The following is a 12,491-nucleotide window of genomic DNA, read 5'->3' as shown; positions in this document are numbered from 1 at the left end:
CTTCCATGCGGCTCTCGGCCTCGCTCTTCATTTCCACGATAAAGGCGGCGCGTTCGAGCTTGAGCGCCGGCAATTCCGCCATGACCGCCTTGGTCAAGCCGACCGCCGCCGCATGACGAAGCGAGGACAGCTGCGCGGCGGCAATGTCGTAGGTCTCGCGTGCCGCGGCGGCCTGCTTTTCCAGCCCGTGCAGGCGCTCCTCGCCGGCATCGAGATCGGCAAGATCGGCCGACATCGTGTCGCGAAGCTGCGCCAGATCGTCGACGGCGACGCTGTGCTTGCGCGAGGCCGCGCGCAGCGAAAACAGCCGCTCCTCCGCCTTCTCCAACCGCTGCGGATCATATTCGGTGGCGCGCAGTGCTGCCTCGACCCCCGATTGCGCCGCGTCAAGCGACAACATCGCCTCGTCGAGCGACTTGACGACGTCGTCGAGCAGGCCGGGCGCCTCGGTCACCTTGCGCTGCAGCCGCCGCAGCAGGCTGGCCAGTTGCGGCAAGGGCGAGGACGGGCCGGACAGCACATCCTGCGCGTCATGGATTTCGGACGCGATCTTCTCGGCCCGCATCATCGACGCGCGCAGTTCGGCAAGATCGGTCTCCTCACCCGGCTGCGGATCGAGCTTGGTCAATTCCGCCACCGCCGCACGCAGATAGTCGGCCTCGCGCGCGGCCGCCGCCACCTTGGCACGGTGGCGCGACAGTTCCTGCTCGCAGGCGCGCCAATGCCGCCATGCCTCGCCAGTTGAGCGAACGGCGCCGAGATGGCCGCCAAAAGCGTCGAGCACCTCGCGGTGAGCGCCGGGATCGACCAGAGCGCGTTCGTCATGCTGGCCGTGGATTTCGACCAGCGCGCGCCCGACATCGCGCATCAAGGTGACGCTCGAAGGCTGGTCGTTGACGAAGACACGGGTGCGGCCGTCCGCGGTCTGCAGGCGGCGAAGGATGATGTCGCCGTCATCCTCGATCGCATTGTCGGCAAGCAGCGTGCGGGCCGGATGGTTGCGCGGCACGTCGAAGACGGCGATGACCTGGCCTTGCGCCGCGCCATGGCGCACCAGCGACGCGTCGCCGCGCGCACCAAGCGCCAGCGACAAGGCATCGAGCAGGATGGACTTGCCGGCACCGGTTTCGCCGGTCAGCACCGAAAGACCCGGCTGGAAGTCGATATCCAGCTTCTCGATCAGGACGATATCGCGGATCGACAGTCTGGAAAGCATCAGAACCCGAATCTAGAACGGCACGCGACCATTTGCAGTCGCAGCGCCGCACTATCTTTTTGTTTGAGCACCGGATCAATCCGAAAAGCGCTGTGAACGCTTCAGTCGATGCTCATACGTCAGGCGCCGGTGATCATCTTTCCGGCCTTGGATATCCACGACCCTGCATTTTCGCGCGGTGCGAGCCCATTGCTCTGCAAGAGCTTGTAGGAATCCTTGTACCACGAGCTGTCAGGGTAGTTGGTGCCGAGCACGGCGGCGGCCGTCTGCGCCTCCGAAGTCAGACCCATCGCGTAATAGCTTTCGGTCAGACGCGCGAGCGCCTCCTCGACATGGCGCGTGTTGGAATAGTTCTCGACCACGGTGCGGAAGCGCTTGACGGCGGCAATGTATTCACGCCGCTCGAGATAGTAGCGGCCGATCTGCATCTCCTTGCCGGCCAACTGATCGTTGGCGAAGCGGATCTTTTCCTTGGCGTCGTCGACATATTCCGATGTCGGCCAGCGCGTCACCAGATCCTGCATCGTCTGGACGGTCTGACGCGCTTCCTTCTGGTCCTGCGTCACGTCCTTGATCTGGCGGTAGTAGCTCAAGCCGATGATGTACTGCGCATAAGCAGCGTCATCGGTCGACGGGTAAAGCGTGAGATAACGCTTGGCCGAGCCGATCGCCTCGTCGTAATTGCCCTGGCGATAGTCGGCGAAAGCGCCCATCACCATCGATTTGCGGGCCCATTCCGAATAAGGATGCTGGCGGTCGACGGCGTCGAACTTGCGGCTCGCCTCCTGCAGGCGCCCGGCATTGAGATTGGCAAGGCCCTGGTTATAGAGAACATCGGCCGGCTCGGTCTGGTCGACATAGGTCGACAGGTCGATATCTTTCTCCGACGACATGCAGGCCGACAGGAAGAGCGATGGAACAACTACTGAAAGCGCCAGGAAAACGGCCCTCTGCGGTGCTTTCAATTGACCAACTCGCTTGAAGAACATGATTGGATCTCGCCCTTTCGGCGCTATTTCAATGCCAGTTGCATGCCATTGTTTCAAAACTGGTCCCCACTTTTGAACGACATGCACTAATCGACGGCAGCAGCCATAAACCATAACCGCCTTGCCCGGCAACGCTATCTCCGGCCAATCGCACATTTTTGTGGCGGCCGGACGCAGCTTGGACATCAACGCAATTTCACTGGCGGGTGGTGCATTCCTGCAACACGCGCTATCGCCCATGGAACCCGAAAAACCTGGGAAAATCAGATCATCCAGGGCGCGTAGAGCGGCGCGTTGACGGCGTTCATCTCGGCGCTGCGGCCACGCTCCCGGCGCGTCGTCTCGACGATCTCGAACGCCGTGCGATCCGACAGCAGGCGGCGCAGGGCCGCGGCATTCATCCTGTGGCCGCCGCGATAGGAGCGGAAGCAGCCGATGAAACGGGCACCGGCCAGCGCCAGGTCGCCCATGGCGTCCAGCGTTTTATGGCGCACGAATTCGTTGGGATAGCGCAGGCCGCCCATGTTGATGACGCGGTTGTCGTCGCCGATCACTAGCGAATTCTCCAGCGAGGAGCCGAGCGCATAGCCTGCAGCCCACAGCCGCTCGACATCCTTCATGAAGCCGAAGGTGCGGGCGCGCGCGATGTCGCGACGGAAAATATCGGCATTGAGGTCGGAGGCAAACAGCTGACGGCCGATCGCCGGGCTTTCGAAGTCGATCTCGATCTCGAAACGGGTTCCGTCATAGGGCCGAAACTCCGCCCACGAGGCGCCGTTCTCGATGCGGACCGGCTTGATGACCCTGATATAGCGGCGCTTCACCGAAAGCGTCTCGATGCCCGCCTGGTCGATGGCTTCGACGAACGCCATGGCGCTGCCATCGAAGATCGGAACCTCGGAACCGTCGATCTCGACAGCGACATTGTCGATGCCGAGCCCAAACAGCGCCGCCATGATGTGCTCGACCGTGGCGATATGCTCGCCGGCGGGATCACCAAGCATGGTGCACAGGTCGGTGGCGCCGACTTCCGAGACCAGGGCACGAAACTCGCGGCCCTGCTCGGCACCGTTGAAAAGCTGGAAAACGATGCCGGTGTCGGCATCCGCCGGCATGAAGCTGATGGACACTTCCTTGCCGCTGTGGACGCCGGTGCCAGTAAGCGACGCGCGCGTCTTCAATGTCGTCTGATAGTCGTGCAAGACAATCCCCATAAGCCCGTAATGCCTAGGTCCGCTTCTCCAGCCCGAGGGCGCGGCTCTTGTGTGAATCGGTTGGCAGGGCGACTTCCCCCGAAATCCCGGCAAACCGATGATGGTAGGCAGCGAAGATAATGTCCCGTCAGGGAGACTCCAAATCACGGTTTCTTACTCTGTGTAACCGCGAACTGGAATGGGTGCGACTTTGTAAGTTGTTGAAATCACATCATTTAAAACGTTAACAGGCAAGCGATTCCTCGCTTGCCTGTTAACAAATGTTACAGTCCGTTTACCAATCAGTTGGCCTGGCGGCGCAGGAACGCCGGAATCTCCAGCTGATCGTCTTCCTGAGTCGTCCTCACCTGCGGCGTCAGGCGGCCCTGATCGTCGAGTTGGCCACGGCGCGGCGCATAGAGCTGCGCATCCTGGCTGGCGAGGCGGCGCACTTCGGGCGCGGCCTGGCGCAGCTTGGGCTCGCGCGGCTGCGCCGGCTGCAGCCTTGCGGGTTCTTCCTCGCGGCGGGTCAGTCCGTTGGTCAGGCGCTTCAGCAGGCCCATCGGTCCGCTGTTGTTCTCGTGGTCAACCGGGCGGCTCTTGGCATCCACCTCGGCCTTGACGACGGGCGGGAAGTCCTCGACGCGCGGCATACGCTGAGGCGCCATGGCAACAGGCTGCGGGGCTTCGCGCAGCATCTCGCGCGGCTGCGGGGCCGGCTGCATCTGCTGGACCACCGGCTGCGGCATCGGCTGTGCTGGCGGCGCCTGGAAGATCTTGCTCTGTGGGCGGAAATCTTCTGCCTGAGCGACAGGAGCCGGGCGCGCCTGCGCCATCGCCGCGGCATTGGCTTCGGCCAGCTGGATGGCTTCGGCGACAGGGTCGACAGCGCGTGGCTCGTAGGCCGCCTGCTGGACAGGCGCCGGGCGAGCCTCCGCGATCTGAGCCGCCGGGCGGCTGACCGGCTTCGGAGGCGCCGTGCGGATCGAGATCGGCGCAGCGGCGATTTCAGCCGCCGATTTGTCGATGCCGGTGGCAACCACCGAGACGCGGATGACGCCTTCGAGTTCCTCGTCGAAAGTGGCGCCCAGGATGATGTTGGCGTCCTGGTCGACTTCCTCGCGGATACGGGTCGCCGCTTCGTCGACTTCGAACAGCGTCAGGTCGCGGCCGCCCGTGATCGAGATCAGCAGGCCCTTGGCGCCCTTCATCGAGGTCTCGTCGAGCAGCGGGTTGGCGATCGCCGCTTCGGCGGCGGCCATCGCGCGGCCCTCGCCCGAAGCCTCGCCGGTGCCCATCATCGCCTTGCCCATCTCGCGCATGACCGAGCGCACGTCGGCGAAGTCGAGATTGATCAGGCCTTCCTTGACCATCAGGTCGGTGATGCAGGCGACACCGGAATAGAGCACCTGGTCGGCCATGGCGAAGGCATCGGCGAAGGTGGTCTTGTCATTGGCCAGCCGGAACAGGTTCTGGTTGGGGATGACGATCAGCGTATCGACGCATTTCTGCAATTCCTCGATGCCGAAGTCCGCGGTCTTCATGCGGCGCTGGCCTTCGAAGTGGAACGGCTTGGTGACGACGCCGACGGTGAGGATGCCCTTTTCGCGCGCTGCGCGCGCAACGACGGGAGCAGCACCGGTGCCGGTGCCGCCGCCCATGCCGGCTGTCACGAAGCACATATGGGTGTTGGTCAGGTGATCGAGGATTTCATCGATGCACTCTTCCGCCGCCGCACGGCCGACTTCCGGCTGCGATCCCGCACCGAGCCCCTCGGTGACGTGAGCGCCGAGCTGGATCAGGCGGCCTGCCTTCGACATGGTCAGCGCCTGCGCGTCGGTGTTGGCCACCACGAACTCGACGCCGCGCAAACCGGCGGTGATCATGTTGTTGACGGCATTGCCGCCGCCGCCGCCGACACCGAACACGGTGATGCGCGGCTTAAGCTCGGTGATGTCCGGCTTTTGCAGATTGATGGTCATTGTCTCCGTCCTTTGCCTTTCACGCCGCTTCGCCGCCGCGGCCGCCTATGGGGCTGTCCCCGTCAATTTTAGAAACTGTCTCTCAACCACTGACTCATGCGATGCAGTTTTCCGCCCGTTCCGGTCATTTTGAGACCGGAAATTCCTTTCGCCGGATGGCTCTCGAAGCTCGCCATCTGCGGGTAGATCAGAAGCCCCACCGCGGCCGAGAAGGCCGGCCCCTTCGCCGCTTCCGGCAGGCCGGCCACGCCGAGCGGGCGGCCGATGCGCACATTTCGTCCCAGGATGCGGCGCGCCGCCTCCGGCAGGCCGGCAAGCTGGCTGGCGCCGCCGGTAAGAACCACACGCTTGCCCACTGCATTGCCATAGCCGGACTTGTTCAGCCGGTCGCGCAGCAGTTCGAGCGTCTCGTCGATGCGGGCGCGCACGATACGCGTCATCACCGAGCGCGGGATCTGCAAGGGCACGTCGCCATCGTCGCCGATCGGCTGGATCGAGACCAGGTCGCGATCGTCGGCGCTGCCGGGCAGCGCCGAACCATGCATCACCTTCAGCCGTTCGGCGGCATCAAGCGAGGTCGACAACCCCTTGGCCATGTCCAGCGTGACATGGTTGCCGCCGATGGCGATGGCGTCGCCATGGACGAACTTGCCTTCCGAAAACACCGAGATCGTCGTCGTGCCGCCGCCCATGTCGATGCAGGCCGCACCCATTTCCAGCTCGTCGTCGACCAGCGCCGCCAGCCCGCTGGCATAGGGCGTCGCCACCATGCGCTCGACCGACAGATGCGAACGGTTGATGGACAGCTCCAGATTGCGCATCGGCGCGGCGTCGCCGGTCAGCACATGCATGTCGACGCCGAGTGCGTCGCCGACCATGCCGCGCGGATCGCGCACGCCGCGTTCGGCATCCAGCGAGAAGCCGACGGGAAGCGAATGGATCACTTCGCGCTCGGCCTTCAGCGCCTGCTTGGCGCCAGCACCGAGAACGCGCTTGATGTCGGCCTCGTCGGCCTCGTGGCCGCCAAGATTGATGGTGGCGGAGAAGGCTTCGCTCTTCAGCCGGCCGGCCGTCATGTTGACGATCAGCGAATCGACCGTCAGCCCGGCCATGCGCTCGGCTGCGTCGACGGAAAGGCGGATGGCATGCTCCGCCCTGTCGAGATCGACCACGACACCCGACTTCACGCCTTGCGACTTCTGATGGCCGATGCCGATCACCTGGATCCGGTGCGAACGGCCGCGCAGCAGCTTGCCGTCATCGCACGGCTTGAGCTTGGCCACCATGCAGCAGACCTTGCTCGAACCGACATCCAGCACCGTCAGGGTGCCAGACCGGCGCGACGCGGCATCGCCAGGACTGCCAAGCCAGCTCATATCTTCGTCTCCGGCTTGCGCTTCAGGCTCTTGGGTTTCTCGTTGAGGGCGGCTTCGCGCTGCGTCGCCGCTTCCGCCGTCAACTGGACGACCAGCCGGTCCGTCAGGCGCATGTCGACGGCGGCGATGTCGCGCGACAGCAAACCGTTGTCATGATCCATCTTCACGAGTTCGGCGAGGGCCTGATCCTCGTCGTCCTCGGGAAGCTTGATGGTGATGCCATTGTCCAGCTTCAGGTCCCAGCGCCGTTCGCCGACACGGATATAACCTTTGATCCGGTTCGCGAGCTCGGGATATTTTTCGACCTTGGCCAGGAAATCGGGCGCGCTCGCCGGCGCGCCGGTGCCGATCAGCAGAGGCAGAAGCACCTGCTTGCCGCCCGAGAACGGCGCGATCATGGCGCCATTCCTCTCGATGACCGAAAGCTCGTCACCCTGCTGCCAGAGCGCGAAAGCCTCACGCTCCTCGACACGCACTTCCAGCGTATGCGGATAGACCTTGCGCACCGCCGCGACCTCGATCCACGGCAAGGTCGCAATTCGTTCCCGCGCGGCCTCGGCATTAAAGCCGATCAGCGACGTCCAGCCGTCGAGTTCAAGCCTGTCGAGTATATCGATTTCCGAGGTCTGGCGATTGCCCACCACCTTGACCTGATCGACGGCAAATCCGGTACGGGCGGTGATGCTCTGCACGATACCGTCGATATGACCGCCGAGATAGGCGCCATAGGCACTGCTCGAGAAAATCAGCACGGCCGACATCATGGCCGCGGAAAAGCGCGGCGCCTGGAATTCCCCGACACCGAGGCGCGCCATAATGCGCACCGGGCGGCGCAGCATCCGCGGCAGCACGAAATGGTCCAACGGCAACGACAGGCCGAACAGCGCCGGACCGGCCGCGCCCCTCTCCCTACCCTGTCCCCATTTCAACGCAGACACGAAGCGTCCTCCACCATCCAACTCAACAAATCGCCAAACGAGTGCCCGGCCTGGGCGGCGATTTCAGGCACCAAGGACGTCGGCGTCATACCCGGCTGGGTGTTGACCTCGAGCCAGACAATCTCGCCGTTTTCGGAATGCCGATCGTCATAACGGAAGTCCGACCGGGAAACGCCCCGACAGCCGATCGCTTGGTGAGCCTTGAGCGCCAGTGTTTGTATTTTTTGGTAAATATTCGGTGAAACTTTTGCGGGGCATTCGTGCTTTGATCCCCCGGCGACATATTTTGAATCATAGTCGTAGAAGGAATGGCCGGTCGGGATGATCTCGCAGACCCCCAGCGCCACATCGCCCATCACCGCGCAGGTCAGCTCCCTGCCGTGAATGTAGCGCTCGACCATGACGGCATCGCCATATTTCCATTCCGACGAGCCAAGAACCTGCGGCGGATGCGACTGGCCTTCATGCACGATGACGACGCCGAAGCTTGAGCCCTCATTGACCGGCTTGACCACATAGGGCGGCTTCATCGGATGCTTGTTCTGGATGGCGAAGCGGCTGGCGACCTTCGATTCGGCGACCACGATGCCGACCGACTTGGCAACCCGTTTGGCCTGCTCCTTGTTCATGGCCAGAGCCGAGGCGAGCACGCCGGAATGGGTGTAGGGAATGCCGAGATATTCGAGGATGCCTTGGATGGTGCCATCCTCGCCGAAAGGGCCGTGCAGCGCATTGAAGGCGACATCGGGCTTGAGCTCGGCAAGCACGGAGCCGACATCGCGCCGGACATCGACGCGGGTGACCTGGTAACCTTCCTTCTCAAGCTCATCGGCGCAAGCCTTTCCGGAGGACAGGGACACGGGCCGCTCGGACGAAAAACCACCCAGCAGGACGGCCACATGCTTGTTTTTCATTCCCCGGCATCCCCTCTCTCACGGCGGACCAAAACCAGATTTTCCGCAACATTGAGTCAGAGTCTCCCGGCAGGTTGCCCCCCAGACGGAAAACGCTGAAAACGCGTCGAACGACTCAAATCAGGAAACGCTTTCGAGCAGAGAATCAGAGAGTTGATTCACTGGCAAGTGCTTACGATTCCGAGAGATTCACTTTCTGAGAAAATGGATGCGAAAAGCGTGTCGTTGAGTCTTTGCGGCAACGGTCGCGGACCGTTTTTCGCCTCGTTGAAGTTCACGCATCACATGAACTTCAACGAGGCGCTAGGTGTGTCGAGATTCAGGTCAGGCCGAGTCGAAAACGATGGCTTTCGAGAACCGGAGCGGAGCATCACCTGAATATCAGCACCTTAAAGGAGCTGCCCGAGAAACTCCTGAACGGCATGCCCTGGCCGGAAATTGCCGATGCGCTTGATTTCCCATTGCAGCCGGATACCGGAATTCTCCAGCACCCGCGTGCGCACCGTCTCGCCGAGATATTCAAGGTCGTAGCCGGTCGCGGTTCCGGTGTTGATCATGAAGTTGCAATGCATCGGCGACATCTGCGCGCCGCCGATCATCAGGCCGCGGCAGCCCGCTTTGTCGATCTCCTTCCAGGCCGATGTGCCGTCGGGATTCTTGAAGGTCGAGCCGCCGGTCTTCTCGCGGATCGGCTGCACGGTCTCACGATGGTTCTGCACGGCCTCCATCGCAGCCTTGATGGTCGCCCTGTCCTCGGCAAAGCCTTCGAACACGGCGGAGGTGAAGATCAGCCCGGAAGGAGCCGCCGAATGGCGATAGGCGTATCCCATATCGGCATTGCTCAGCGTCTGCACATTGCCCTTGCGATCGAGTGCTCGCACTTCGATGACGCGCTCGCGCGTCTCGACGCCATTGGCGCCGGCATTCATTCGCAGCGCACCGCCGATTGCACCCGGAATGCCGTGGTAGAAATGAAAGCCGCCAATGCCGGCCTCGAGCGCCACCGCTGCGACGCGCTTGTCGGGGGTAGCAGCTCCCGCCTTGATCCTGATTGGCGAAATCACCTCGGCATCGCCGAAGCCCTTGGCCGAAAGCCGAATGACAAAGCCCTCGATGCCGCCATCGCGGACCAGAAGGTTGGAGCCGACGCCGACGACCGTCAGCGGTATCTCTTCGGGAACGGCTTTCAGGAACGCGGCAAGGTCCTCCTCATCGGCCGGCTGGAACAACGCTTCAGCCAGCCCCCCGGCACGGAACCAGGTGATCTTGTCCATCTCGGCGTTCGGCGTCAGGCGGCCACGCAGGCCGGCAAGCCGGTCGCCAAGTCTGTCGATCAGGGCCTGGCCGTGCATCATGAGACGGTCCCGCCAAGCTCCTTGGGCAACGCATAGGCCCATTGGGTGATGTTGCCGGCTCCAAGGAAGACGACGAAATCGCCCGGCTTGGCCAGGTCACGGACGATGGGCGCAATCGCCGCCGGGCCCTCGATGTAGCGCGCGTCGCGATGACCGCCGGCGCGGATGCGCGACACCAGCGCGTCCGAGCTGACGCCGTCGATCGGCTCTTCGCCGGCCGCGTAGACCGGCGCCACCATTACTGTGTCGGCGTCGTTGAAGCAGGTGGAAAACTCGTTGAACAGATCATGCAGCCGGGTGAAGCGATGCGGCTGGGCAATGGCGATGACACGACCCTGGGTGGCGCTGCGCGCCGCCTTCAGCACCGCCGAGATCTCGACCGGATGGTGGCCGTAATCGTCGAATATTTCGACGCCGTCCCACGAACCGGTATGGGTGAAGCGGCGCTTGACGCCGGCGAAGGACGACAGGCCCTTCTTGATCGCCTCGGCCGACAGGCCGAGTTCGTGCGCGACCGCGATTGCTGCCGTCGCGTTGGAGACGTTGTGACGGCCGGGCATCGGCAGGCGCAGGCCTGCTATGACAGTCTGGCCGCCGGTCTTGCGGTCGCGGATCACCACGTCGAATTCCGAAATGGCACCTGACATGCGGTGATTGGTAAAGCGCACGTCGGCCTGCGCATTCTCGCCATAGGTGATGACCCGGCGGTCCTCGATGCGGCTGACCAGCGCCTGCACTTCGGGGTGATCGGTGCACATCACGCCAAAACCGTAGAACGGAACGTTCTCGACAAACTGGCGGAACGCCTCGCGCACCTTGTCGAAGCTGCCATAGTGGTCAAGATGCTCGGGGTCGATGTTGGTGACGACCGCGATCTCGGCCGGCAGTTTCAGGAAGGTGCCGTCGCTCTCGTCGGCCTCGACCACCATCCATTCGCCGTCGCCCATGCGGGCGTTGGTGCCGTAGGCATTGATGATGCCGCCATTGATCACGGTCGGATCGAGCCCGCCCGCATCGAGCAAGGTCGCCACCATCGAGGTCGTCGTCGTCTTGCCATGCGTGCCGCCGATCGCCACCGCCTGGCGAAAGCGCATCAGTTCGGCCAGCATCTCGGCCCGGCGCACGATCGGCAGCAGCTTTTCGCGCGCGGCCTTCAGCTCAGGGTTGGATTTCTTGATCGCCGTCGAGACGACCACCACCTCGGCATCGCCGAGATTCTCGGCCCTATGGCCGACGAAGCATTCAATGCCCTTGTCGCGCAGCCGCTGCACATTGGCGCTTTCGGCCTGGTCGGACCCTTGCACCTTGTAGCCGAGATTGTGCAGCACTTCGGCAATGCCGCTCATGCCGATGCCGCCAATGCCGATGAAATGCACAAGGCCGATGGTCTGCGGCATCTTCATGCTTGCGTCCCCTTCCTGAAATCCGAAACGGTTTTTTTGGACGCAATAGCCTCTGTAAGATCGGCGAGCAACCGTGCCGCGTCCGGCCTGCCGGCCGATTTCGCACCCGCCGCCATCGCCGTCAGCCGATCGGGGTCGTCCATCAGCCCGCCGACAAGCGCTGCGATGCGTTCGGACGAGAGCGAGGATTGCGGATGCACTTCGCCGCCGCCGGCAGCGGCAAGGGCCGCCGCGTTCGCCGCCTGATCGTGATCGAGCGCATGGGGGTAAGGCACCAGCAGCGCCGGCCGGCCGATGACGGCGATCTCCGAGACGGTCGAGGCGCCGGAACGCGAGATCACCAGATGAGCGGCCGCCATGCGTGCCGCCATATCGGTGAAGAAGGGCGAGACCTCGACGGCGACGCCAAGGGTGGCATAGGCCGCCTTGACCCGCGCCACGTCATCGGCGCGCGCTTGTTGGGTAATGACCAGCCGTTTGCGCTGGGCGTCGGAAAGCAGCGCAATGGCTCCCGGCACGGCATCGGAAAAGAATTGGGCGCCCTGGCTGCCGCCAAAAACCAGCAGGCGGAACGGTTGATCCCCGGCAGATGCCGCATAGGCAGTCTTGGCCGCTTCCAGCACCGCAGGCCGGACCGGATTGCCTGTCGTCACCGTCTTGACCCCGGCTGCACTGCTGTCCTGCGGCAGGAAGCCGCCGGCGATCGCGTCGACACGGCCGGCCAGCGCCCGGTTGGCGCGCCCCATCACCGCGTTCTGCTCATGGATCAGGGTCGGTACCTTGCGCCGTGTCGCCGCGTAGAGCGGCGGCAAGGTCGGATAGCCGCCGAAGCCGACGACGGCATCCGGCTTGATCCTGGCGATGACGGCAGAAGCCTGGCGCACGCCGCGCCAGATTTTCCAGAAGGCACCAAGCAGGGCAAAAGGGTTTTTCGAGCCCATCGTCGCCGACTGGATCGGGTGGACGGCAGCGGCCGGAAAATGGCCGGCGAAACGCTCGGCACGGTCGTCGGTTGCCAGGTGCACCGACCAGCCGCGCTCGTTCAGCTCATGCGCCAGCGCCTCGGCCGGGAAAAGATGCCCGCCGGTGCCGCCTGCCGCGAGAAGGATGACGCCTCTGGCCATA

10 protein-coding genes are annotated in these 12,491 nt (G+C 63.6%); all 10 read right to left on the bottom strand.

What is annotated here, in order from left to right; genetic code table 11:
• Positions 1–1,216 (bottom strand): DNA repair protein RecN (locus EN990_RS24555; RefSeq protein ID WP_164766151.1); only part of this gene is annotated, 1,216 nt, incomplete at its 3' end.
• Positions 1,217–1,335: 119 nt separating this feature from the next.
• Positions 1,336–2,205: an outer membrane protein assembly factor BamD gene (locus EN990_RS24550; RefSeq protein ID WP_013530965.1), complete on the bottom strand. Its 870-nt coding sequence runs from the start codon at positions 2,203–2,205 to the stop codon at positions 1,336–1,338.
• A gap of 263 nt (positions 2,206–2,468) precedes the next feature.
• Positions 2,469–3,419: a UDP-3-O-acyl-N-acetylglucosamine deacetylase gene (gene lpxC, locus EN990_RS24545; protein ID WP_013530964.1), complete on the bottom strand. Its 951-nt coding sequence runs from the start codon at positions 3,417–3,419 to the stop codon at positions 2,469–2,471.
• Between the two features lie 281 nt (positions 3,420–3,700).
• Complete coding sequence (gene ftsZ, locus EN990_RS24540; protein WP_127385037.1) at positions 3,701–5,380, bottom strand: cell division protein FtsZ; 1,680 nt, start codon at positions 5,378–5,380, stop codon at positions 3,701–3,703.
• Positions 5,381–5,448: 68 nt separating this feature from the next.
• Entirely contained in the window at positions 5,449–6,756 is a 1,308-nt protein-coding gene (gene ftsA, locus EN990_RS24535; RefSeq protein ID WP_013530962.1) for a cell division protein FtsA, read from the bottom strand.
• Complete coding sequence (locus EN990_RS24530; RefSeq protein WP_127369545.1) at positions 6,753–7,694, bottom strand: cell division protein FtsQ/DivIB; 942 nt, start codon at positions 7,692–7,694, stop codon at positions 6,753–6,755. The genes ftsA and EN990_RS24530 overlap by 4 nt, the downstream gene beginning before the upstream one ends.
• Positions 7,682–8,608 (bottom strand): D-alanine--D-alanine ligase, encoded by a 927-nt coding sequence (locus tag EN990_RS24525; protein ID WP_127369544.1) that lies wholly within the window; start codon positions 8,606–8,608, stop codon positions 7,682–7,684. Before EN990_RS24525 ends, EN990_RS24530 begins: the two co-directional genes overlap by 13 nt.
• A 389-nt stretch (positions 8,609–8,997) precedes the next feature.
• On the bottom strand, positions 8,998–9,963 hold the full coding sequence (murB, locus tag EN990_RS24520) for a UDP-N-acetylmuramate dehydrogenase (RefSeq protein WP_013530959.1): 966 nt from the start codon (positions 9,961–9,963) through the stop codon (positions 8,998–9,000).
• Positions 9,960–11,366: a UDP-N-acetylmuramate--L-alanine ligase gene (gene murC / locus EN990_RS24515; protein WP_013530958.1), complete on the bottom strand. Its 1,407-nt coding sequence runs from the start codon at positions 11,364–11,366 to the stop codon at positions 9,960–9,962. The genes murB and murC overlap by 4 nt, the downstream gene beginning before the upstream one ends.
• Positions 11,363–12,490, bottom strand: coding sequence for an undecaprenyldiphospho-muramoylpentapeptide beta-N-acetylglucosaminyltransferase (gene murG / locus EN990_RS24510; protein ID WP_013530957.1), 1,128 nt, complete (start codon positions 12,488–12,490; stop codon positions 11,363–11,365). Before murG ends, murC begins: the two co-directional genes overlap by 4 nt.
• Position 12,491: the final 1 nt, after the last annotated feature.

Source organism: Mesorhizobium sp. M7A.F.Ca.US.005.03.1.1 (assembly GCF_003997975.1).
In the GTDB taxonomy this organism is placed as follows: domain Bacteria; phylum Pseudomonadota; class Alphaproteobacteria; order Rhizobiales; family Rhizobiaceae; genus Mesorhizobium; species Mesorhizobium ciceri.
Note: the sequence above shows the minus strand (reverse complement) of the source record. Positions and strands in the feature narration are given on the sequence as shown.